This is a genomic window from Burkholderia sp. PU8-34, assembly GCF_053427725.1.
The window spans coordinates 720,049-740,672 of the sequence record NZ_JBSAXC010000002.1 but is presented as its reverse complement, the minus strand read 5'-3'; the positions used below and the strand labels follow the sequence as shown (position 1 = coordinate 740,672).

The following is a 20,624-nucleotide window of genomic DNA, read 5'->3' as shown; positions in this document are numbered from 1 at the left end:
ACCCTGGAATAGGCTCAAGGCAATGGGCGCCCGCGCTGGACAATCGCGTCACATGTTTCGCAGCCACCGCCCTGCCCCAGCCCCTGCCCCGGCGCTGGCGAAATCGTCCCGTCACCCGCCCCGTTGCGCGAGCCATTGCGTCGGCGTCATGCCGACGCCTTGCGCGAACGCGCGCGCCAGCGCGCTGGCGCTGCCGTAGCCGACTTCGGTGGCGACCAGCTTCACCGGACGGCCACGGCGCAGCAAGGACTTCGCGAGGCCGATCCGCCATTGCAGCAGGTATTCGCCGGGCGGCACACCGACGATGTCCGCGAAATGCGCGGCAAAGCGCGATCGCGACATGCCGGCCGTCCCGGCCATGTCCTCGAGGGTCCAGCTACGCGACGGGTCCGAGTGCATCGCCGTCAGCGCCTTGCCGAGCCTCGGATCCGACAGGCCGGCGAGCGAGCCGCTGTCGACGACTTGTCGGCGCATCGCGAAGCGGAGCAACTGCACCATCAGCACTTCGATGAGCCGGTTGACGACGGCGTGATGGCCGCACGCGGGCTCCACCGCTTCGGCAAACAGGATCTGCTGGACCGCGTCGAGCGACGGCACGCAGGTCAGCGGCGCGACCAGCAGGTCGGGCAGGCTGTGCAGCAGCGGGTTTTCGTCACGGGTGCCGAATTCGATCGTCGCGGACACGAGATCGGCCGGGTCGCGCGCGCCCGTGTCGACCCGGAACGACTGCGGCCGCGGCAGGAACAGCACGCTCGGCCCGTCGATCACGCTGCGCCCGATCGAACCGCCGGTCACGACGATCTGCCCGGCGCGCAGCAGGTGCAGATGGCCGGCCCCGTCGGCGGCGACGGCATCGTCGACGCCGCATCGGCTGTTGTCCGGAAACACGCGCGCGTGCAGATCGAAGCGGCTGATGAGATTGGAGAGTCGGTCTGGCATGGGACGATCGGTGGCGATTTAAGGACGAATTGTAACGTATCATCCCGGCGCTTCCGGTAAATTGGGGCCCCTTGACGCCAACGTCATGTCAACCGAGGAAACCCATTCATGATCAAGTTCTATTACCACCCGTCCCCGAATCCCGCGAAGATCGCGTTGTTCCTCGAGGAAGCCGGGTTGCCGTACGAACTGGTGCCGGTCGATACGCGCAAGGGCGAGCAGCACAGTGCCGAGTTCAAGGCGATCAACCCGAACGCGAAGACGCCGGCGCTCGTCGACGGCGACGCCACGGTGTTCGACAGCAACGCGATCCTGCTGTATCTCGCGGAAAAGACCGGGAAGTTCCTCCCCGACGACACGCCGGCCGCACGCGGCGCCATGCTGTCGTGGCTGATGTTCGTCGCGACCGGCATCGGCCCGTATTCGGGCCAGGCGGTGCACTTCAAGCACCATGCGCCGAAGCCCGACGCCTACGCGGTCAACCGGTATGACTTCGAGGCGTGGCGACACTGGCGCATCATCGACGAGCGTCTCGCGACGTCGCGCTACATGCTCGGCGACACGTATACGCTGGTCGACATGGCGGTGTGGGGCTGGGCGCGCGCGGTGCCGTACGTGCTGGGCGAAACGGCCTGGGACGAGCTGCGTCACGTGAAGCGCCTGCTCGACGAAATCAACGCACGGCCGGCGGCGCAGCGCGCGGAAGCGCTGAAGGCGCGCCAGGCATTCAAGACCGACATGGACGACGACGCGCGCCGCGCGATGTTTCCGCAAAACGCGCGGCTGAAGGGGCTCGAGGCCGGCGCCGCCGCGCAGGCCTGAGATGCTCGACCTCTGCGCGTATATCGCCGGCGATTACTCGATCGCCGACATCGCGTGCTACCCGTGGATCGTGCCGCACGAACGCCAGCGCCAGAATCTCGACAATTTTCCGCATCTCGCGCGCTGGTTCGAGCGGATCGCCGCGCGGCCGGCGACGATTCGCGCGTATGCGCTTGCGCAGGAAGTCAATGTGGCGCCCGTCGTCGATGCGCAATCGCGCAGCATCCTGTTCGGGCAGACGGCCGAGACGGTTCGCTGATCCGCGACTGATCCGCAATTGATACGCCGCGGGGATGCGGGGGCTTGAGCGGCCCCCGCATCGATCTCGCCGAGGATCCCGACGGGTACACCGCTGCCCGTCGGCCAGCGCCTTTTCACGGGCTTCTCCAGCACGTGCTCGAAATGCGGCCTTCCCACTCTTCCCGCCCGCCGCGTTGACTCGCGGTGCCCGCCCCGCCTTCCAATCGCCCCCGCCATTTGTTACCGCGACGCAAGACTGTTGCTCCATGGTGGGTGTTCGAAGCCGGACGGAATGCGCCTACAGTCGCCTCCATCGGATCCGTCGATCCGGTCGGCACCGAAGCCGAATCCCATTGAACATTCGAGGCAAATCATGAGCGCATCCAAAGTCATCATCGTCACCGGCGCATCGCAAGGCATCGGCGCTGCAACCGTCGACGCGTTCCGCGCACGCGGCCATCGCGTCGTCGCGACGTCCCGTTCGATCGAGCCTTCGCACGATCCCGATGTCGTCACCGTCGCCGGCGACATCGGCGACCCGGACACCGCGCGGCGTGTCGTGGCGGCCGCGATCGAACGCTTCGGCCGCGTCGACACGCTCGTCAACAACGCAGGCATCTTCATCGCGAAGCCGTTCACGCAGTACACGGCGGAAGAATACGCAGCGATCAACAACGTCAACCTGAACGGTTTCTTTCACATCACGCAGCGCGCGATCGACGCGATGCAGAAGAACGGCGGCGGCCACGTGGTGAGCATCACGACGAGCCTCGTCGATCATGCGAACAGCAACGTGCCGTCGGTGCTCGCGTCGCTGACGAAGGGCGGCCTGAACGCCGCAACGAAATCGCTCGCGATCGAGTATGCGAAGGACGGCATTCGCGTCAATGCGGTGGCGCCGGGCGTCATCAAGTCGCCGATGCACGCGGTCGAAACCCATGCGACGCTCGCGGCGCTGCACCCGGTCGGCCGGATGGGCGAGATGAGCGATATCGTCGATGCGATCCTCTATCTCGACTCGGCGTCGTTCGTGACGGGCGAAATCCTGCATGTGGACGGCGGCCAGAGCGCCGGCCACTGAGCGCGACGCGGCGTCGTTCGATCGCGGCATGAACGGCTGCATGAGCGGCGGGACGCAACAGGCGGGGCGGCAGCCGGTATCGGCGGTTCGTTGCCCCGCCGCTCAGCGCGACCGCCTGGCCGGCGCGTGTGCGTGCGCCAGATGCTCGACGAGGTAATCGACGAACACCCTGACGCGCGACGACAGGTAGCGTGCGTGCGGGTACAACAGGATGAACGGCCGCGACCGGCCGCCGCGGTCTGCCAGCACCTCCACGAGCCGCCCGTCGCGCAGGTCCTGGTCGACGATGAAGCGGTATGTCTGGAACAGGCCCGCGCCGCTGCGCGCGAGCGTTACGCCGGACAGCACGTCGCCGGACGTTCCGTACCCGCCCTGGGTCGCGACGTCGAGTTCGCCGTTCGCATCCTGGAATGCCCACAGCAGGTTGCGGCCACTGCTCGCCAGCTCGAACTGGATGCAGTCGTGCGACTGCAGGTCGTCGACCGATTTCGGCACACCGGCGCGTTTCAGATAGCCGGGCGTGGCGACCACGACGAGTTCCGCGTCTTCCAGCTTGCGCGCGATCAGGCTCGAATCGTCGGGCGCCCGGCCACGAATCGCCAGATCGAAGCCCTCTTCCGCAAAATCGATGTTCCGGTTGCTCAAGTGCACGTCGACCTCGACTTCCGGATACTGCGAGCGGAACGCCGGCAGCAGCGGCAGCACGCGGTAGTGCCCGTATGGCGTCGGCATGCTGATCCGGACGATGCCGGCGGGCGTCGTCTGCTGGCCCGTCACTTCGCGCTCCGCGTCGACGAGCTGCGACAGCGCCTGCCGGCATTGCTCGAAGTAGCGCCGCCCGGAGTCGGTCAGGCGGATCTGCCGCGTCGTGCGGACGAACAGGCGCACGCCGAGGCGCTCCTCGAGCCGCGCGACCGAGCGGCTCACGGCGGCCGGCGTGACGCTCGCGGCGGTCGCCGCCAGCGTGAAGCTGCCGAGTTCGGCCGCGAGGCAGAACAGCTCGATGCTGCCGAGCAGCAGGTCGTCGAATTTTCGTTGCATGCGCGGTTCCCTGCTGTCTCGGGGGCGTTGCGGGATGCTGACGCACGCCCGTCGGTGGCGCGATGCGGGTGCGCGTGATCGATGCCTTGAATGCGGTGAGTGTGCACGAAGATCGTGCGGGAATAAAGACGGCGACAGTGCCGGCGTGGTTGCGGCGACACCGGCATCGGCATCGGCATCGGCATCGGCATCGTATTCATGATGCATTCCGTAACAGCGTTCGCGGAGGGCGCGACGCGATCGCAAGCACGTGCCGTTTGTGCATTTGCACGGCCCCGTGGCATTCGTTACATCGCGTCCCGATACCTTTGCGCCGACGGCATTTACCGCCGGTGATCGCGTGACTACAGTGACTGACAGGCATGCGGGGTGCAGCAGACCGCTCGATCCCGATCACGCTCACTCTCACGCTTACTCTCACGTTTCGACACGCAAGGAGAACGACATGACAGTCCAGCAGAAACTCGCCGAACTCGGCTACACCCTGCCCGTACCGCCACAACCGATGGGCAACTATACGGCGGTCAGCGAAGCCGGCAACCTGTTGTTCATTTCCGGACAGGTGCCGCTCGCGGACGGGAAAATGGCCTATGCGGGGCGTGTCGGCGAACAGTTGAGCGTCGAAGAAGGCCAGCGCGCCGCGCGGCTTGCCGCACTGAACGTGCTCGCGCAGCTCGATCGGCATCTGGGCGGCTTCGACCGCGTGCATCACATCGTGCGTGTCGAAGGCCATGTGAGCTCGGCGGACGGATTCCATGGCCAACCTGCGGTGCTCGACGGGGCGTCGGACCTGTTCGCCGCCGTGCTGGGCGACAAGGCCGGGCATGCGCGTTCCGCGTTCTCGCACAACCAGCTACCCGGCAACGCGGCCGTCGAGATCGTCGTGATCGCGCAGATCCTGCCGGCTTGAGCCCCGCGCACTCACGCCGGATACCACTGCTGCGGGCGCGCGACATGGTTCGTTTCGGGGCGTCGCCAATGCATACGTTGGCGGCGTACCGCAACGCAATCTTCAGACGGGTTGCGATCCCCGTTTATATCGCATGCGATTTAATCGAAAGCGCTTGACACAAGCGCATCGCCCGATCAAACTGCATCGCATGCGATCGAATCGCATAAGCCAAACATGCTTTCACCACCCACGGAGTTCGAGATGAGCAAGATCGAGAAAGTGCTGTACACCGGCAAGACCCATACCTCCTCCGGCGGCCGAGACGGCACGGTGCGCAGTTCCGACGGCCGGCTGGATCTTCAGCTGTCGTCCCCGGGCAGCGCCGGCACCGGCACCAATCCGGAGCAACTGTTCGCCGCGGGCTGGTCGGCCTGCTTCATCGGCGCGATGCAGCTCGCCGCGCGTGCTTCGAAAGTCGCGCTTCCGGCGGATCTCGCAGTCGACGCCGAAGTGGATCTCGGCACGGCCGGCGGCGCGTATTTCATCCAGGCGCGCCTGAACGTCAGCCTGCCCGGTCTCGATCGGGACGTCGCGCAGCGCATCGTGGACACCGCGCACCAGACCTGCCCGTATTCGAAAGCGACGCGGGGCAACATCGACGTCGCCATCCAGATCGTCTGACCACGTTCGTGAACCCGCCTGACGACCGATGCCCATCGGCCCGGCACGTCGGCACCCATCCAATTGAATTTTTCCTGTCGAGGTTAATGATGAAGACCCAACTGATTGCCGCCCTTCTCGTCGCCGCTACGGCGGCCGTTGCCACGCCGGCGTTCGCCAGCGGCGAAAACGCGTCGTCCGGCGCCGTCACTCGCGCGCAAGTCCGCGCGGAGCTGGCTCAGCTCGAACAGGCAGGCTACCTGCCGAACCGGGCGAACGATCCGCACTATCCGGACGACATCCAGGCGGCGCTGAAGCGGATTCACGGCGACGACGCGTCCGCGTCCGGCTATGGCGGCAATGGCGCTGCCGTCGCGGAAAGCGGCAGCCGGAACGTGATCCGCAGCGCCGAGCGCTCGATCTATTTCGGTCATTGAGCGGATCGCGTGTCCGACCGATGCCGTCAGGACGGTTTGCGAGTGACCGATCGGGGTTACTCCAGGATGCGTCAGCGTCGTGAAATTCCATCAAATACATCGCATCCGATTTAATCATATGCGATGTATTTATGATCTCTTTGCTGTATGAATGTCCCCGGTTGGCCGTCAGCAAGACCGGGGACACCCCTCTCTCCCGCCTTCCCCACTGTGGTCCCTGTCCCTCGGGAATCCTTGCGCGTCACGCGTCGATGTGTTCGCGTGCGAGCGTGTCCAGCACGTAGCAGCCGAATGAAGCGCGCACCAAGGTGTCGGCCGGGCACGCGCATGATGCGCGATTCCGCCCGCGCACGAACAGCGGTCAATCAGTGAGCGAGTTTGCACCGGCGGCGGCTGCACCGCCGCGCGGCATCACGCCTGTTCCTGTTCTTCGACGGAGCGAATGAGGTTGCTGCGCAGCGTCACGATCGCCTTCTGCATCTTCGCGAATTCGTCGGGCTTCAGTCCGGTGGCTTCGACGAGATCCATGTTGAGGCCCTTTTCGCGCAGGCGCCGCCCGCTTTTCGTCAGGCTGACGAGAACCTGGCGCTCGTCCGACGGGTCGCGGTGCCGTTCGACGTAGCCCATCGCCTCGAGCTTCTTCAGGATCGGCGTCAGCGTATTGGACTCGAGGAACAGTTTTTCACCGAGACTGCCGACGGTCTGGTTGTCCTCTTCCCACAACGCGATGATCGTGATGTATTGCGTGTACGTGAGGCCCAGCTCCTCGAGGATCGGCTTGTACGCCTTGCCGAACGCGAGGTTCGCCGAATAGACGGCAAAACACAGGAAGTCGCCCAGCTTCGGGGCGGTGCGCGTATTTGTGTCGGTGGATTTCATGAGCGTGCTCCGCGGAAAAGTGGCTCGCGAATGTCGGCATTATATATCGCGTGCGATCTTATCGGAAGCAGTCGAATTGACCGTGGAGGCGGTGCTGCGGAAGCACCCCGGTGTGGCGCATCGAGAGGTCGTTTCTCGACGCCGGAAGTATGGCCATCGGCACAATGCCGCCGATGGCGCGCCGATGGCAATCGCTACGCCTGTTCGTCGTCGCGTTCGGCTGGCCTGCCGATCCGCACGCCTCGTTCCGAAATCAGCGAACACTGCACCGGATGCGCGACCTCGGCCGCGAACCCGCCGGCGACGAACAGGACGATGGCGAGCAGGCGTTTCATGCGTCCTCCACGACGGACAGGCTCGCGCCGTCCGCGACCGTCGCGTCGAGCGCGTACGGATCGACGCCGTCGAGGCAGCCGAGATTGACGCGCCAGCAGGCCGGGTCCTTGCGCGTCTGGTGAAACGGATGGATCCCGCAGTGCTTGCAGAAATAGTGCCGGGCCACGCGCGTGTTGAACTGATACAGCGTCAGCGCGTGCTCGCCTTCGAGGATCCTGAGTTCGCGGCCATCGAACATCGGACTCATCAGCACGCCCTTGCGTCGGCACAGGCTGCAGTTGCAGCGGCCGGCCGGCGTGATGGCGGTGCGGACTTCGAATTTCACGGCCCCGCAGTGGCAGGACCCTTTGAGCCAGGCAGCTTCTTGCATGATGCGCTCCGTGTCAGGTGGAGCCTGTGTTATAGCGCATGCGACGGATCGTCATGTATCGCGATGTATCTGCGCCGCGCACCGATACACCACGTTTCAATTCGACCGCTACATTCGACCGTTATGCGCGCGCAAAGTCGGCAGGGAAACGGGAAAGATGCCCATCGCCGGCCGGCGGAAACGATGCTGCCGAAGCGCGGTTCAGGCGCCGTCGGTGATCGACGCCATCTGCGCAAAGTGCTCGCGCAGGCGCGGCGCCGCGAAATCAACGAACGCCCGCACTTTGGGAACCGACAGGCGCCCGTGCGGCGTCAGCAGATGAATCGGCAGCGGCGCATGCTCGCTGTCGCGCAGCACGATCTTCAGCGCGCCGGTCTTGATCTGCTCGGCGACGTGATACGAGAACATCCGCGTGACGCCGCGGCCGGCGACCGCCGATGCAACCGCGCCGCGAATCGTGTTGACGATGAAGCGCGGCGTGAACTGGACCACTTGCGGAATCGCCGCCTGCCCCGTTTGCGGGAAACTCCACGAATCGAGCCCGAAGTGCGTCATCGAGACGATCTGGTGCTGCGCGAGATCGGCCGGCTCGTGGATCGGCGGATGCGTCGCGAGATAGTCGGGCGACGCGACCACGACGCGCCGCACCGCGCCGACGGGAATCGCGACCAGCGTCGAATCGGCCAGATGCGCGATGCGCAGCGCGACGTCGATGCCCTCGTCGATCAGGCTGACGGGACGGTCGAGCAGTTGCAGGCGGATCGACACGGCCGGATGGCGGTCGATGAATTCGTCGACGAGCGGGCGCAGCACGTCCTCGCCGGCCGCGACCGGGGCCGTCACGGTCAGCAGGCCGCGCGGCGCCGACCGCTCGTCGGCCACCAGCATGTCGGCTTCCTCGAGATCGGCGAGGATGCGGCGGCAGGCAGCCGCGTACCGCTCGCCCGCCTCGCTCAGCCGGATCGTTCGGGTCGTGCGGTACAGCAACGCGGTGCCCGTATGTTCCTCGAGAAACGCAATGGCCCGGCTCACCGCCGCCGGCGAGCGGCCGAGGCGGCGGCCTGCGCCCGCGAGGCTGCCCTCGTCCAGCGTGGCGACGAACACCTTCATCGCATCGATTCGGTCCATGTCCTGTCAGGGTCGGCAGAAAAGACGATCGTGCAGTCTACCGCACGGCAGGCGCGGTTCGATTGCCGCGTCGATCCCGATCGAATCGATAGTCACAGCCGACGGCAAGTAGCGCGGCAAAAAGCGCGTCGCGCGCGCAACGTCGGGCTAACGCCGTCGCATTCCGCCGGCGCCGCTCATTCCGCCGAATCGATGCATTCCGCCGAACCCGCTACCCGCACCGACGGGGAATGGAGCGCGATGAAAGCCCGTTCCCATTGGCACACCAAAGCGGCGATGATCCATCTGATTGAAGCGGACGAAGTGATCAAAGCGATGGAAATGGTGGAAGTGATGGAAGCGGTCGACAAAGATGAAGCTCACGCCCGCGCCGATGAACAGCGGCGGCCCCCAATACCAGGGGTCGGGGTACGGATAAGCCGCCAGCGGATACCACAGGATGCTGCCGTCGGGGCTTTGCACGATCTGCCATGTTCCGTCACTTTGCAGACACGCACGCCCGACAATCTGCTGCTCCGTGCCGTCGATTTCCGCCTGCCCGACGACCGCACGGCAATTGGTGCTGTCGGCCGGTAAATTGTCATACATCTGCGCAAAGACGGCCGCGGAAAAACCGGCGCAGACGAAACCCATCCCGAATCGAAGCAAGTTGCGCATGATCGGCTCCTGCATGGCTCGCGACCGCTTGACGCCCGGCACGTCGATTTGCTTGAGCAAATTCATGACGCGGCCGTAGCAGCTTGCCGCTTGGTACAGGGTCGCTTGTCGATTAAACGGCGCAGCACGCCCGGTTATTCCGGGGGCTTGACCGGGGACGGTCGACGATTGTTGCCGTTGGTTACCGTCGAACGACGCGGTAGATTGCAGCTGCCGTGATCCCGAATGCCAGATGGGCCGCGAGCGTAATCACGCCGCGAACCGGAATGAACCACGGGAAGATCGCAGTGAATGCGTGCAGGTTGATGCCATACAGGACGAGTCCAAACGCGCCCCCGGCGACAAGCGCCGCCCACAACGACATGCTGCGGACCACCTTCGCCAGCACAGCCGTATAGGCAAGCGACAGAGAAAAATGCACGACTGTCGCCACGCCCATGACCAGCGGATCGAAGCCGCCGGGTGACGCGAGCACGCGTCGTCCCATCACGATAGCTGCTGTGAGGCGCGCGTCGCGAATCAGGTTCCGAATGACGTCATCGCCGGCGATCGCCCATAGCAGCAGCTCGACGACGGTCGACACGACCGCCGCGCCAAACGCTGCCCAGAAAATCGGGACCGGATTACGGCGCACGTTCGCAATCTGTCCAATACGCAAACGGATCGCGATGATTGGGGTAGTTCTCGTCCAGCCATTTCAGCAATGTCGCGCGGGCACGGTCCAGATCGGCTTTCAACGACGAACTCGTCAGTTCATGCACTTCGCTGACCTTTTCCCGATCGATCACGAAGCAGTGCCAGTCGGGGCCGTCCAGTTCCGGATCATCGGCCGCCGTCCCTGATCGTCCCCAGTCAAACCCCTTGCGTGCGTCGATGTAGTAACGGGGATGCACTTTCAGATAGGACATCTCGCCGCCCTGCAAGCTGCTCTCCGCGCGCAGGACGTCGTGCCCGTCAACAATCTGCGTGACGCCCGGAAGCTGTCGGAATCGCCATCCGGCAGGCAGACTTGCCGCGGCCTGAACGCCGTCATATGCGCCCCACTCCAGGCCCCAGGCTTCGGCCATGCGCTTCATGAACGCGTCCGCATTCGGGTAGCCGCGCAGCTGGATTCTTGTCGACAGGGTGACTTCGACTCTGCCGCGAACGCCTGGCTCGACGCTGGCGCCGTCGTCCGGTGCATCGAACGGATTGCCGGAACGTGACGCGCGCTTCGTGTCCGCCGGCGGAACGCCCGAAAACAGTTGATCAAGTGCCGCGCGCGCTTTTGCCGACTTGTCTGGCCGATCCATCACTCACCTCTCGTTCATATTGGAAATCCTGCTTTGAAACACTAGCACGCATTATTGTCCGGGCCTCTTAAAGCAGATCAACGACGGACGATATGACGGCGAGCGCCGGTGAATGCGGCGAACGCCCTGCGCGCCCACTTTTCCAGTGTGCTGTGTTGTGTTGCTTGGCAGCGTCGCGACATTGCTGCTCGCGTATCAACGCTGCGCGTCATTCTGCGGGCCGTGCGGCAACGCCCGTGAGCGTTTCGAGCAGCCGGTCGCGAAACGGATTCGGCACGGCCGCGACGCGCGGCACGCATACGCGCAGGTCGCGGCGCGCCCAGGTCTCGGCCAGCTTCAGCACGACCACGTTCGCGGGCGTGCCGTCGGCCACGGCCGAACGCGCGACGATCCCGATGCCCGCTCCCGACGCGACGAGCTTGACGATCGACGCGTAGCTCGACACCTGCACCCGGACGTCCAGCAGCCCCCCGAGTGCACCCGCATGCGCCATCAGGAACGTGTGCAGCGCCGCGCCCGTCTGCAGGCTGATGAACGGCCGGCCGAGACACGCGGCGAACGTGATCTCCGCGCCATCCGCCATGTCGCTGCCGCGCGGCGCGACGACGACGAGTTCGTCCTGCCGGTACGGGACGAACTCGAGATCGGGGTGGCTGGCTTCGAGCGCCACCACGCCGATGTCCGCACGGCCCGCCGCGACGGCGGCGACGATCTCGTGGCTCGTGCGCTCCTCGAGCGAAATCCGCACGTTCGGGTAGCGCGCGAAGAACCGGCCGAGATCGTCCGGCAGATAGGCGTTGATCGCGTTGTTGTTCGCGAAGAACGTCACGTGGCCGACGAGCCCGTGCGCGAACGGTGCGAGATCGGCGTTCATCTGCTCGAGCTGCGCGAGGCAGCGGCGCGCATGCTCCATCACGATGCGCCCGGCGGGCGTCGGCGCGACGCCGCGCGCGAGCCGCTCGAGCAGCGGTGCGCCGACCGCGTCCTCCAGTCCCTTCACGCGCAGGCTCACCGACGACGGCGCGAGATGGCAGCGCTCGGCCCCGCGCGTGAGGTTGCCTTCCTCCGCGACGGCCAGGAACACCGCCAGGTCCGTCAATTCGTAGCGCATCGGTCGGCTCCGGAACGAGATCCGCCGATTGTGCGGCGAGCGTTCGGATCTGGCAAACGATTCATTTGAATCTTCCCGATGGATGTCCTTGCGACGCCGGATGATACTGCAAGCAAGCAGGCATCGTTCTGGAGACGCGAATGATTCAACCCTATCACCCCAATTCTCCGCTGCCGCTCGCCGGCTTGACCGCCATCGCGGCCGTCCTGACCGCGACGCAGGTACGCGCGCAATGGCACAGCGAGCGTTTCGCCCGAGCGCCCGTGCTCGGCCAGCACTCTGTTGCGATCCACGCCGGATGCGCGACCGCCCGCGACGAGGTGGCGCCATGAGCCGCATCGACCTCCCGCTGCTGCGCGAATGGGTCGGCCGGTCGATCGAGGACCGCGACGAGCTGTCGGTCCGCCATGCGCGACTGATGGCGGCGACAATCGGCAGCGACGCGTCGTGGCTCGAGACCGGCGCGCCGCTGCCGCCACTCTGGCACTGGCTCTACTTCCTCGAAGGCTTGCCGCCCGACCAGCTCGGGCGCGACGGCCATCCGCAGCGCGGCGGGTTCCTGCCGCCGGTGCCGCTGCCGAATCGCATGTGGGCGGGCGGACGCGTGCAGTTCCACGCGTCGCTGCCACTCGGCGCGCAGGTGTCCAGGCGCTCGACGATCCGCTCCGTCGAGCACAAACGCGGCCGCTCGGGCGACCTCGTGTTCGTGACGGTGCTGCACGAAATCTCGACGGCCGGCGAAGTCGCGATCACCGAGGAACACGACATCGTCTACAAGCAAGCGTCGCCCGGCGGCACGGTGCGGCCCGCGCCGGCACCTGCGCCGGCCGTGCCCGAGCATCGCGACACGTTCGTCGCGACGTCGACCACGCTGTTCCGTTACTCCGCGCTGACCTTCAACGGCCACCGGATTCATTACGACCAGGACTACTGCCGCGAGGTCGAGGGCTATCCGAACCTCGTCATTCACGGACCGCTGAACGCGACGCTGCTCGCCGCCTTTGCGGAGCGCGTCGCCGGCAAACCGTTGCGCGCGTTCGACTACCGCGGCGTACAGCCGGCGCTGCTCGGCAACACGCTGACGCTCAACGCGGCCCGCACGGCCGACGGGTACGCGCTGTGGACCGCGCTGCCGGACGAAAGCGTGTCGATGCGCGCTCACGCGCTGTTCTAGGCCTGCGGCCATCACAGCGGAACGAGACGGCATTGCATGTGACGGCCGCCCTTCTCGCGGCGCTGGCGCTCGTCGGCACTTGCGCGGCGTTCTTTCTCGGGCGGCCGGCACGCGAGCACGCCGGCCTGACCGCGCGCCGATGGGGACAGGTCCCGACGGGAGCCTTTCTGTCCGGGAAAGGATGCTTGAGACATCCGCAATTATCGTCAGCGGGCAAATCGCCCACACTCTGCCGGACGATCGGCGTGCACAGGATCGCCTGACCGTTCGATGGACGGCGGGCGGACCGGCGAAGCCCCGATCGGGCGACCGTCCCCGTTCAATCGCGGAACGGCCGCTTCCGGCCCGGACGTGCGCCGCGGCCTTCCGATAATCAGGAGACACGATGAACAGCCAATCTCTCGAACTGGGCGGCGACGCGGGCAGAACCGCGCCCGTCGTCCACCCCGCCGATGCCGGCACGGCGCCGCGCGCGACCCGCGACGTCACGCTCGGCGATTTCATGGACGACATGCCTGTCGGCGCGCTGCACCGGTTCGTCGTCTGGGTGATCGGCGTCGGGCTGTTCTTCGACATGTACGAGATCTTCCTCGTCAGCACGATCGGCACCGCACTGCAGCACGAATACGGGCTGAACCGGCAAAGCGGCGATTTCAAGCTGCTGCTCGCGTCCGCATTCATCGGCATGTTCTTCGGCGCGCTGTGCCTCGGCAGCCTCGCCGACCGCATCGGCCGACGCAAGGCGTTCGTGCTGACGCTGACCTGGTACAGCGCGTTCTCGCTGATCGGCGCCTTTTCGGTGAATGCCGACATGCTGGTCGCGTGCCGCTTCCTGACGGGCATCGGCGTCGGCGCGATCTACCCGATCGCGGACAGCTTCCTGTCGGAGATCCTGCCGAAGGAGCGGCGTGGCCGCCTCGCCGCGTGGGCGTACACGACGTCGTATGTCGCGGTGCCGCTCGTCGGCTTCCTCGCGGTGTGGCTCAATCCGCTGCATATCGGCGGCATCGCGGGCTGGCGCATCATCCTCGCGATCGGCAGCCTCGGCGCCGTCTACGTGCTGCTGGTCCAGCGCCGGTTGCCCGAAAGCCCGCGCTGGCTGCTCGCACAGGGCCGCGTCGACGAAGCGCATGCGATGCTGCGGCGCTTCGCGGACAGTGCCGGCGTACGCATGCCGGCACAGTTCGCCGCCTCCGCCGAACCGCAGCGCCCGCTCGCGCTCTCCGAGCGCATCGAGCTGCTGCGCCGCAAGCCGTACGACCGGCGCTACCTGATGCTCGCGATCTTCCACCTGTTCCAGGGCTTCGGCTATTACGGCTTCGGCACGCTGGCAGGCACGGTCGTGAAGAGCCGCGGCTTCGACGTGACGGACAGCACGCTGTTCATCGCGCTGTCGTTCGTCGGCTACCCGATCGGCTCGCTGCTGTCGATTCCGCTGCTCAACTGGATCGAGCGCCGCACGCTCGTGATCGGCTCGATCCTCGCGATCGCCGCGTGCGGTCTCGGCTTCGCGTATTCCGGCAATACCGTGCTGATCGTCTGCTTCGGCGTGTTGACGACCTGTGCATCCAACGTGTTCAGCAACGCGTATCACGTGTACCAGGCCGAGATCTTTCCGGCGCGCGTGCGCTCGACCGCGATCGGCAGCACCTACGCGTTGTCGCGCATCGTCAGCGGCGCGTTGCCGTTCGTGCTGCTGCCGGTGCTCGCCCAGTACGGCGCCGGCGCGATGTTCGGCGTGATCTCGGTCGCGCTCGGGATCGTCGCGATCACGCTGCGCGTGCTCGGGCCGCTGACCACGCGGCGCAGCCAGGACGAGATCAACCCGGTGTGAGGGTGACGACGGCAGCTTGCGGCGCGGCGAACGAGCGTCGCCCGCTGCCGTTCGCTTCGAAGCGCCGGGCCGGTGCGCCCGGCTTTCGTCCTGTTCGTGCGTGGCACGGCGAAGCGGCGAAGCACACGGGCTGCGCGACCGTCATGCAATGACCGCGATGCGCCCGTTCAGCGCGCCGACATGAAATCGAACAGGTTCGCGATGTCGGTCGTCAGCACGGTGCCCGCCTTCACGCCGACCCACAGCGTGCGCGTTGCCCACGCATCGTCCAGCTTCACCACGCACAGCCGCGAGCCCGCGCGTTCAGTGGTCACCGCGTCGCGCGGCAGGATGCCGATCCCGAGTCCCGCCTCGATCATCCGGCTCACGCCGTCGAAATTCGACACCTGGATCCGCAGCTTCAGCGAGCGTTCGACCGCGAAGGCGGCATCTGTCATCCGCGCGAGCAGCGAGCTGCCGTCGCTGAGTCCGACATAGTCCTCGTCGAGCGTATCGGCGAAGCGGATCGACGCGCGCCCGGCGAACCGGTGCCCGCGCGGCACGAGCAGCACGAGTTCGTCGCGCCGGTACAGCCGGCGCTCGATGCCGGGCGCCGGCACGTTGTCGGCGAACACGCCGAGGTCGGCCTTGCCGGCCGTGAGCGCATCGACGATCTCGTGGCTCAGGCGCTCCTCGAGGCTGACCTTGATGCCCGGATGCGCGGTCAGGAAACCGGCGAGATCGACCGGCAGGAACTGGACGATCGCGGACGTGTTCGCCCACACGCGGATGTGTCCGCGCACGCCGGCGACGTAGTCGCTCATCTCGTGCGCCATCCGGTTCACCTGGTCGATCACCTTCGCCGCATGGTCGAGCAGCGCGCGGCCCGCGGGCGTGAGTTCGACGCCGCGTGCGTGCCGGACGAACAGCGCGCTGCCGGTCACGCTCTCGAGTTCCGCGATCCGCTTGCTGACCGCGGACAGCGTGAGCTGGCCGTGCTCGGCCGCCTTCGTCAGGCTGCCGTGTTCCGCGACGAGCACGAACACCCGCAGCGACTGCAGATCGAAATGAAGCGGATTCACCATGTCGTGTTGCGTGTTTGCCGAGAATGGGGGCGGTGCGGTGCGCATCGCGCGGTCGGCCCGCCGTGACCGATTGTGCGTCAACCGGCCACGCGGCGAAAGTGCGGAAAGCCCGGTCGCGGCGGGACCGGGCGCGGATCGAAGGGAGAGGATCAGGCGCGCGAAGCGGCCTGATCGGCAGATACGGCGTGAGCGCGCGTCAGATCAGCTCGGATATCTCGATCAGGTTCAGATCCGGATCGCGCACGTAGACCGAGCGGATCTTCTGCGTCGCGCCGGTGCGCTCGACCGGCCCTTCGACGATCGGCCATGCCATCCGTTGCAGGTGCGCGATCACGTCGTCGAGCGGCACGGACGCGATGAAGCACAGGTCGAGCGCGCCCGGCGCCGGCAGGTGCGCCTTCGGCTCGAACTCCGAGCCGCGCACGTGCAGGTTGATCTTCTGGTTGCCGAAGCGGAACGCGATCCGTCCCGCGCCGAAGGTTTCGAGCTGCATCTGCAGCACTTCCGTATAGAAGTGCTTCGTCGCGTCGGGATCGACGCACGTCAGCACGAGGTGATCGAGGTGGTCGATCAGCGCCATGTTGTTCTCCTTGTCGTGGATGTCCGGATGTCGCGAAGTGTCGCGCGCACGGTCATGAAAACGCCTGCTGCGACGGCATCTGGCTGGCCGCGGGCACGGGATGCAGGTCCGAGCGCCGCCCGGCCTTCAGGATCTGGCTCGGCACGTCGTGCCCGATCAGCGCCGGCAGCCGCGCGGCCGCGTCGAGGGCCGCCGCGAGGTCGATGCCTGTATCGTAGCCGTCGAGTTCGAGCATGTGCACGAGTTCTTCGGTACACACGTTGCCGGTTGCACCCGGCGCGTACGGGCAGCCGCCGAGCCCGCCGAGCGACGCGTCGAAGCGCACGATGCCCGCTTCGAGCGCGGCGAGCGTATTCGCCAGCGCCATCCCGCGCGTGTTGTGGAAATGCAGCGTCAGTTCGAGCGCGCCGAAGCGGTCCGTCGCGCGTTCGCACAGATCGCGCACCTGCGACGGGTATGCCATGCCTGTCGTGTCACACAGCGTGACGCCCTGCACGCCGAGATCCGCGAAGCGCTGGATCCACGCGAGCACGGCCTCGGCCGGCACGTCGCCCTCCATCGGGCAGCCCATCGCGGTCGACAGCGACACGTTCACTGCGACACCCGTGCCGCGCACCGCGTCGATCACGTCGCGCAGCTGCGCGAACGACTGCTCGCGCGTCATCCGCAGGTTGGTCCGGTTGTGGCTCTCGCTGACCGACATCACGAGGTTCACTTCGTCGACATCACACGACAGCGCGCGCTCGGCGCCGCGCACATTCGGCACGAGCACCGTATAGACGACGCCCGGCGCGCGCGCGATGCCGTGCATCACGGCTTCCGCATCGCGCAGCGCCGGGATCGCCTTCGGCGACGTGAACGACGTCACTTCGATCTTCGCGTACCCGCACGCACTCAGCGCGTCGACGAGCGCGATCTTGTCGTCGGTGTCGACGTAGCGCGCTTCGTTCTGGAAGCCGTCGCGTGTCGCGACTTCGTTGAGGTAGAGCCGTTTGCCTTTCATCGTCAGGTCGTCCGTCAGGGTTCAGATCACGCCGCGCGCGCGCCAGCCGTCGCGGGTCGCCGCATCGATGCCGAGCGAATCGAGCACCGCGTCGGTGTGCGCGCCGAGCGCGGGCGCCGCGCGCTCGATGCGTCCTGGCGTCGCGCCGAGCTTCGGCACGATGCCCGGCACGAGAACCGGCGTGCCGTCCGGCAGCGTGTCGTCGACGATCATCTCGCGCGCACGGTAATGCGGATCGGCCGCAATGTCGGCGACGTCGTAGATCCGGCCCGACGGGATGCGCGCTTCGTTCAGCGCGGCCAGCACGTCGTCGAGCGTGTGCTGCGCGGTCCACGCGCCGATCGCCGCGTCGATGTGCGCGACCTGCGCGACGCGGCCGTCGTTGTGCGCGAGCGCGGGATCGTTGCCGAGATCCGGACGCCCGATCAGGTCCATCAGCCGTCGGAAGATGCTGTCGCCGTTGCCCGCGATCAGCGCGTACTTGCCGTCGCGGCACGCGTACGCATTGCTCGGCGCGATCCCGGGCAGGCTGCTGCCGGCCGGCTCGCGCACCGCGCCGAATGCCGAGTATTCGGGCAGCAGGCTCTCCATCATGTTGAACACGGATTCGTACAGCGCGACGTCGACCACCTGCCCGTTGCCGCCCTGCTGCTCGCGATGCCGCAGCGCGAGCAGCACGCCGATCACGCCGTGCAGCGCGGACAGCGAATCGCCGAGCGAGACGCCGACGCGCACCGGCGTGCGGCCCGGTTCGCCGGTCAGGTGCCGCAGGCCGCCCATCGCCTCGGCGACGACGCCGAAGCCCGGCCGGTCGCGATACGGCCCGGTCTGCCCGTAGCCCGACACGCGCAGCATGATCAGCCGCGGATTGAGCGCCGACAGCACGTCCCAGCCGAGCCCCCAGCCTTCGAGCGTGCCGGGCCGGAAGTTCTCGATCAGCACGTCGGCGTCGGCCGCGAGCCGGCGGATCACGTCCTGGCCTTCCGGCGTGCGCAGGTCGAGCGTCAGCGACGTCTTGTTGCGCGATTGCGCGGCCCACCAGACCGACGTGCCGTCGTGCAGCATCCGCCACTTGCGCAGCGGGTCGCCGGTGCCCGGCGGTTCCACCTTGATCACGTCCGCGCCGAACTCGGCGAGCATCCGGCCCGCGAACGGCCCGGCGATCAATTGCCCGAGTTCCAGCACGCGGATGCCGTCCAGCGGTCTCGTCATGGCTGTCTCCGAAGAAGTCGTGTTGTCCATGGCGGCGATCATGACCGGGTTCGGGCGCGCCGAATATCGATCGATGCTCAAGCAGCCTTTCCGGATTGGAAAGGCACGCATCGGCGTGCTGCGGCTCGCCGGCTGGCCGCGGCGCCCGCGACCGGCTTTCCGTTGCGGAAAGTGCGGTGGAGCAACGGGCAATGCGCGAGGTCGCGCGGCGCGCACAATCGTGTGCTTCCCGCGTCCGCCGGACGCACGTCAACCGCACGTCACTCGCATGTCACCGAACCCCACTGGCGCCGCCCTGTCCCACATGCCCCACTCGCCCTCTCCGCTGAACATCGTCTTTCTCGATCGCGCGACGCTGTCGCCGCACACAGTCCTGAAGCCGTTTCCGTTTCCGCACGAACTGCGGACGTTCGAACGGAGCGTGTCGAGCGACGTCGCCGTGCGCATCCGCGACGCTGACGTCGTGATCGTCAACAAGGTCCGGCTGGATGCGGCCACGCTTGCCGGCGCCAATCGGCTGCGGCTCGTCGCGATTGCCGCGACCGGCACCGACAACGTCGACCTGCACGCCTGCGCGGCACGCGGCATCGTCGTATCCAACATCCGCGGCTATGCGGCGCGCACCGTGCCCGAGCACACGTTCGCGCTGATCTTCGCGCTGCGCCGCAGCCTCGTCGCGTATCGCGACGCCGTGCGCGCGGGCCGCTGGCTTGACAGCGGCCAGTTCTGCTTCTTCGATTTTCCGATCCGCGACCTGGCCGGCTCGACGCTCGGCATCGTCGGCGACGGCGTGCTCGGATGTGCGGTCGCGGGCATCGCGCGCGCGCTCGACATGCGCGTGCTGTTCGCCGCGCATGGCGCCAATACCGATCCGCAAGCAGGCTACTTGCCGCTCGATACGCTGCTGCAACAGTGCGATGTGCTGTCGCTGCATTGCCCGCTGACGCCCGCGACCCGGCATCTGATCGATGCGGCCGCATTCTCGCGGATGGCGCGCCGGCCGCTCGTGATCAACACCGCGCGCGGCGGGCTCGTCGACGAAGCGGCACTCGTCGACGCGTTGCGCTCGGGACAGATTGCGGGCGCCGGGTTCGACGTCGTCACCGAGGAACCGCTGCCGGCCGCGCATCCGTTCCACGCGATCCTGTCGCATCCGGCGTTCATCCTCACGCCGCACGTCGGCTGGGCGAGCGACGACGCGATGCAGGCGCTCGCGGATCAGCTGGTGGACAACGTCGCCGCGTTTCATGACGGCGCGCCGCGCAACGTCGTGACGGCGAGCTGATCACTGCCCGCTCGACGTCGGCGCGGACGCCGACGCGTGACTGACGGTGACGCCCTGTTCGCCGTGGCCGAGCGCATACAGCTCGCGATTGCGCTCGATCGTCTGCCGGCTCGGCGGATAGTCCCAGTTCGGCGCGGGCACGGTGCCGTCGCGCTGCGCCTGGACCAGGTCGGCGATCACCTGGGCGCGCGTCACTTCGTGTTGCGAAGTCGTCTGCGCGAACACGGCGGCCGGCATGCCGATCGCGATGGTGAGCAGCACGGCGGCTGCCATCAGCTTGCGTTTCATGGTGGTGCTCCTCGATGAAGTGTCGACGTGTCGATAAGCGCGCATCGTCGATGCGCGGCCGGCAGGACCGTCGGTGCGGTGCTTCGGCCGACACGTTCATTGTGGCGAGCGGCCCCTGCGCGACGCTGACCGCAAGATGACAAATTCGCAATCTGCCGATCGGCGATTCGTGCCCCATTCGTGCAGAATTCGCGCTGCATTCGCGTGGAACGCAGATAACAGGTTCGTAATCCTCGGGTCAGACGCAGGTCAACACGCGGCCAGCACACTGCGCACTCGCCGCATCGACGCGGTGGCCG

24 protein-coding genes and 1 pseudogene are annotated in these 20,624 nt (G+C 66.8%); 10 read left to right on the top strand and 15 right to left on the bottom strand.

Annotated elements, in window-relative coordinates:
• Positions 1 to 111: 111 nt before the first annotated feature.
• Positions 112 to 939, bottom strand: a complete 828-nt coding sequence (locus tag ACV22Z_RS08070; protein WP_448075780.1) for a cupin domain-containing protein — start codon at positions 937 to 939, stop codon at positions 112 to 114.
• 108 nt (positions 940 to 1,047) lie between these two features.
• On the opposite strand from ACV22Z_RS08070, the gene ACV22Z_RS08065 reads away from it, so the two are divergent.
• The 3 genes and pseudogenes from ACV22Z_RS08065 to ACV22Z_RS08055 all read left to right on the top strand — a co-directional run bounded on the left by ACV22Z_RS08065 (position 1,048) and on the right by ACV22Z_RS08055 (position 3,082).
• Positions 1,048 to 1,761, top strand: a complete 714-nt coding sequence (locus ACV22Z_RS08065; protein WP_448075779.1) for a glutathione S-transferase family protein — start codon at positions 1,048 to 1,050, stop codon at positions 1,759 to 1,761.
• A 19-nt stretch (positions 1,762 to 1,780) separates the two neighbouring features.
• Positions 1,781 to 2,020: pseudogene (locus tag ACV22Z_RS08060) on the top strand (glutathione binding-like protein); the annotation flags it as partial.
• 354 nt (positions 2,021 to 2,374) lie between these two features.
• The gene (locus ACV22Z_RS08055) at positions 2,375 to 3,082 is read left to right on the top strand and encodes an SDR family NAD(P)-dependent oxidoreductase (RefSeq protein ID WP_448075778.1); all 708 of its coding nucleotides are present in this window, start codon (positions 2,375 to 2,377) and stop codon (positions 3,080 to 3,082) included.
• A 102-nt stretch (positions 3,083 to 3,184) separates the two neighbouring features.
• On the opposite strand, the gene ACV22Z_RS08050 is transcribed toward ACV22Z_RS08055, so the two are convergent.
• On the bottom strand, positions 3,185 to 4,123 hold the full coding sequence (locus ACV22Z_RS08050; protein WP_448075777.1) for a LysR family transcriptional regulator: 939 nt from the start codon (positions 4,121 to 4,123) through the stop codon (positions 3,185 to 3,187).
• Positions 4,124 to 4,568: 445 nt separating this feature from the next.
• Here ACV22Z_RS08050 and ACV22Z_RS08045 point away from each other — a divergent pair, with 445 nt between their 5' ends.
• From ACV22Z_RS08045 to ACV22Z_RS08035, 3 genes are all read left to right on the top strand, one after another.
• Positions 4,569 to 5,033: a RidA family protein gene (locus tag ACV22Z_RS08045; protein WP_448075776.1), complete on the top strand. Its 465-nt coding sequence runs from the start codon at positions 4,569 to 4,571 to the stop codon at positions 5,031 to 5,033.
• Between the two features lie 243 nt (positions 5,034 to 5,276).
• On the top strand, positions 5,277 to 5,696 hold the full coding sequence (locus ACV22Z_RS08040; RefSeq protein WP_448075775.1) for an organic hydroperoxide resistance protein: 420 nt from the start codon (positions 5,277 to 5,279) through the stop codon (positions 5,694 to 5,696).
• Positions 5,697 to 5,782: 86 nt separating this feature from the next.
• Positions 5,783 to 6,112: a DUF4148 domain-containing protein gene (locus ACV22Z_RS08035; RefSeq protein WP_448075774.1), complete on the top strand. Its 330-nt coding sequence runs from the start codon at positions 5,783 to 5,785 to the stop codon at positions 6,110 to 6,112.
• A 411-nt stretch (positions 6,113 to 6,523) separates the two neighbouring features.
• Here ACV22Z_RS08035 and ACV22Z_RS08030 read toward each other — a convergent pair whose 3' ends face one another.
• The 8 genes from ACV22Z_RS08030 to ACV22Z_RS07995 all read right to left on the bottom strand — a co-directional run bounded on the left by ACV22Z_RS08030 (position 6,524) and on the right by ACV22Z_RS07995 (position 11,885).
• Positions 6,524 to 6,991: a MarR family winged helix-turn-helix transcriptional regulator gene (locus ACV22Z_RS08030; protein WP_448075773.1), complete on the bottom strand. Its 468-nt coding sequence runs from the start codon at positions 6,989 to 6,991 to the stop codon at positions 6,524 to 6,526.
• A 194-nt stretch (positions 6,992 to 7,185) separates the two neighbouring features.
• Positions 7,186 to 7,326, bottom strand: coding sequence for a hypothetical protein (locus ACV22Z_RS08025; RefSeq protein WP_448075772.1), 141 nt, complete (start codon positions 7,324 to 7,326; stop codon positions 7,186 to 7,188).
• Complete coding sequence (locus ACV22Z_RS08020) at positions 7,323 to 7,697, bottom strand: GFA family protein (protein WP_448075771.1); 375 nt, start codon at positions 7,695 to 7,697, stop codon at positions 7,323 to 7,325. The genes ACV22Z_RS08025 and ACV22Z_RS08020 overlap by 4 nt, the downstream gene beginning before the upstream one ends.
• A gap of 201 nt (positions 7,698 to 7,898) precedes the next feature.
• Entirely contained in the window at positions 7,899 to 8,825 is a 927-nt protein-coding gene (locus tag ACV22Z_RS08015; protein WP_448075770.1) for a LysR family transcriptional regulator, read from the bottom strand.
• Positions 8,826 to 8,972: 147 nt separating this feature from the next.
• Positions 8,973 to 9,482 (bottom strand): hypothetical protein, encoded by a 510-nt coding sequence (locus ACV22Z_RS08010; RefSeq protein WP_448075836.1) that lies wholly within the window; start codon positions 9,480 to 9,482, stop codon positions 8,973 to 8,975.
• Between the two features lie 181 nt (positions 9,483 to 9,663).
• Entirely contained in the window at positions 9,664 to 10,116 is a 453-nt protein-coding gene (locus ACV22Z_RS08005; protein WP_448075769.1) for a sodium:proline symporter, read from the bottom strand.
• Positions 10,106 to 10,774, bottom strand: a complete 669-nt coding sequence (locus ACV22Z_RS08000; protein WP_448075768.1) for a nitroreductase — start codon at positions 10,772 to 10,774, stop codon at positions 10,106 to 10,108. The genes ACV22Z_RS08005 and ACV22Z_RS08000 overlap by 11 nt, the downstream gene beginning before the upstream one ends.
• 208 nt (positions 10,775 to 10,982) lie before the next feature.
• Entirely contained in the window at positions 10,983 to 11,885 is a 903-nt protein-coding gene (locus tag ACV22Z_RS07995) for a LysR family transcriptional regulator (RefSeq protein ID WP_448075767.1), read from the bottom strand.
• 140 nt (positions 11,886 to 12,025) lie between these two features.
• On the opposite strand from ACV22Z_RS07995, the gene ACV22Z_RS07990 reads away from it, so the two are divergent.
• The 3 genes from ACV22Z_RS07990 (at position 12,026) to ACV22Z_RS07980 (ending at position 14,893) form a co-directional block, all read left to right on the top strand.
• Positions 12,026 to 12,217: a hypothetical protein gene (locus ACV22Z_RS07990; protein WP_448075766.1), complete on the top strand. Its 192-nt coding sequence runs from the start codon at positions 12,026 to 12,028 to the stop codon at positions 12,215 to 12,217.
• Positions 12,214 to 13,059: an FAS1-like dehydratase domain-containing protein gene (locus tag ACV22Z_RS07985; protein ID WP_448075765.1), complete on the top strand. Its 846-nt coding sequence runs from the start codon at positions 12,214 to 12,216 to the stop codon at positions 13,057 to 13,059. Before ACV22Z_RS07990 ends, ACV22Z_RS07985 begins: the two co-directional genes overlap by 4 nt.
• A 385-nt stretch (positions 13,060 to 13,444) precedes the next feature.
• Positions 13,445 to 14,893, top strand: coding sequence for an MFS transporter (locus tag ACV22Z_RS07980; protein WP_448075764.1), 1,449 nt, complete (start codon positions 13,445 to 13,447; stop codon positions 14,891 to 14,893).
• Between the two features lie 167 nt (positions 14,894 to 15,060).
• On the opposite strand, the gene ACV22Z_RS07975 is transcribed toward ACV22Z_RS07980, so the two are convergent.
• The 4 genes from ACV22Z_RS07975 to ACV22Z_RS07960 form a co-directional block, all read right to left on the bottom strand.
• Complete coding sequence (locus ACV22Z_RS07975) at positions 15,061 to 15,957, bottom strand: LysR family transcriptional regulator (protein WP_448075763.1); 897 nt, start codon at positions 15,955 to 15,957, stop codon at positions 15,061 to 15,063.
• 196 nt (positions 15,958 to 16,153) lie between these two features.
• On the bottom strand, positions 16,154 to 16,537 hold the full coding sequence (locus ACV22Z_RS07970; RefSeq protein ID WP_448075762.1) for a VOC family protein: 384 nt from the start codon (positions 16,535 to 16,537) through the stop codon (positions 16,154 to 16,156).
• Between the two features lie 52 nt (positions 16,538 to 16,589).
• The gene (locus ACV22Z_RS07965; RefSeq protein ID WP_448075761.1) at positions 16,590 to 17,540 is read right to left on the bottom strand and encodes a hydroxymethylglutaryl-CoA lyase; all 951 of its coding nucleotides are present in this window, start codon (positions 17,538 to 17,540) and stop codon (positions 16,590 to 16,592) included.
• A gap of 21 nt (positions 17,541 to 17,561) precedes the next feature.
• The gene (locus ACV22Z_RS07960; protein ID WP_448075760.1) at positions 17,562 to 18,752 is read right to left on the bottom strand and encodes a CaiB/BaiF CoA transferase family protein; all 1,191 of its coding nucleotides are present in this window, start codon (positions 18,750 to 18,752) and stop codon (positions 17,562 to 17,564) included.
• Between the two features lie 304 nt (positions 18,753 to 19,056).
• Between ACV22Z_RS07960 and ACV22Z_RS07955 the strand changes: the two genes are divergently transcribed.
• On the top strand, positions 19,057 to 20,037 hold the full coding sequence (locus ACV22Z_RS07955; RefSeq protein ID WP_448075759.1) for a D-2-hydroxyacid dehydrogenase: 981 nt from the start codon (positions 19,057 to 19,059) through the stop codon (positions 20,035 to 20,037).
• On the opposite strand, the gene ACV22Z_RS07950 is transcribed toward ACV22Z_RS07955, so the two are convergent.
• Entirely contained in the window at positions 20,038 to 20,325 is a 288-nt protein-coding gene (locus ACV22Z_RS07950; protein ID WP_448075758.1) for a DUF4148 domain-containing protein, read from the bottom strand.
• Positions 20,326 to 20,624: the final 299 nt, after the last annotated feature.

Coding starts and splice junctions, on each gene's coding strand:
- ACV22Z_RS08070 (WP_448075780.1), bottom strand. CDS start 939: ATGCCAGACCGACTCTCCAATCTCATCAGCCGCTTCGATCTGCACGCG.
- ACV22Z_RS08065 (WP_448075779.1), top strand. CDS start 1,048: ATGATCAAGTTCTATTACCACCCGTCCCCGAATCCCGCGAAGATCGCG.
- ACV22Z_RS08055 (WP_448075778.1), top strand. CDS start 2,375: ATGAGCGCATCCAAAGTCATCATCGTCACCGGCGCATCGCAAGGCATC.
- ACV22Z_RS08050 (WP_448075777.1), bottom strand. CDS start 4,123: ATGCAACGAAAATTCGACGACCTGCTGCTCGGCAGCATCGAGCTGTTC.
- ACV22Z_RS08045 (WP_448075776.1), top strand. CDS start 4,569: ATGACAGTCCAGCAGAAACTCGCCGAACTCGGCTACACCCTGCCCGTA.
- ACV22Z_RS08040 (WP_448075775.1), top strand. CDS start 5,277: ATGAGCAAGATCGAGAAAGTGCTGTACACCGGCAAGACCCATACCTCC.
- ACV22Z_RS08035 (WP_448075774.1), top strand. CDS start 5,783: ATGATGAAGACCCAACTGATTGCCGCCCTTCTCGTCGCCGCTACGGCG.
- ACV22Z_RS08030 (WP_448075773.1), bottom strand. CDS start 6,991: ATGAAATCCACCGACACAAATACGCGCACCGCCCCGAAGCTGGGCGAC.
- ACV22Z_RS08025 (WP_448075772.1), bottom strand. CDS start 7,326: ATGAAACGCCTGCTCGCCATCGTCCTGTTCGTCGCCGGCGGGTTCGCG.
- ACV22Z_RS08020 (WP_448075771.1), bottom strand. CDS start 7,697: ATGCAAGAAGCTGCCTGGCTCAAAGGGTCCTGCCACTGCGGGGCCGTG.
- ACV22Z_RS08015 (WP_448075770.1), bottom strand. CDS start 8,825: ATGGACCGAATCGATGCGATGAAGGTGTTCGTCGCCACGCTGGACGAG.
- ACV22Z_RS08010 (WP_448075836.1), bottom strand. CDS start 9,482: ATGCGCAACTTGCTTCGATTCGGGATGGGTTTCGTCTGCGCCGGTTTT.
- ACV22Z_RS08000 (WP_448075768.1), bottom strand. CDS start 10,774: ATGGATCGGCCAGACAAGTCGGCAAAAGCGCGCGCGGCACTTGATCAA.
- ACV22Z_RS07995 (WP_448075767.1), bottom strand. CDS start 11,885: ATGCGCTACGAATTGACGGACCTGGCGGTGTTCCTGGCCGTCGCGGAG.
- ACV22Z_RS07990 (WP_448075766.1), top strand. CDS start 12,026: ATGATTCAACCCTATCACCCCAATTCTCCGCTGCCGCTCGCCGGCTTG.
- ACV22Z_RS07985 (WP_448075765.1), top strand. CDS start 12,214: ATGAGCCGCATCGACCTCCCGCTGCTGCGCGAATGGGTCGGCCGGTCG.
- ACV22Z_RS07980 (WP_448075764.1), top strand. CDS start 13,445: ATGAACAGCCAATCTCTCGAACTGGGCGGCGACGCGGGCAGAACCGCG.
- ACV22Z_RS07975 (WP_448075763.1), bottom strand. CDS start 15,957: ATGGTGAATCCGCTTCATTTCGATCTGCAGTCGCTGCGGGTGTTCGTG.
- ACV22Z_RS07970 (WP_448075762.1), bottom strand. CDS start 16,537: ATGGCGCTGATCGACCACCTCGATCACCTCGTGCTGACGTGCGTCGAT.
- ACV22Z_RS07965 (WP_448075761.1), bottom strand. CDS start 17,540: ATGAAAGGCAAACGGCTCTACCTCAACGAAGTCGCGACACGCGACGGC.
- ACV22Z_RS07960 (WP_448075760.1), bottom strand. CDS start 18,752: ATGACGAGACCGCTGGACGGCATCCGCGTGCTGGAACTCGGGCAATTG.
- ACV22Z_RS07955 (WP_448075759.1), top strand. CDS start 19,057: ATGCCCCACTCGCCCTCTCCGCTGAACATCGTCTTTCTCGATCGCGCG.
- ACV22Z_RS07950 (WP_448075758.1), bottom strand. CDS start 20,325: ATGAAACGCAAGCTGATGGCAGCCGCCGTGCTGCTCACCATCGCGATC.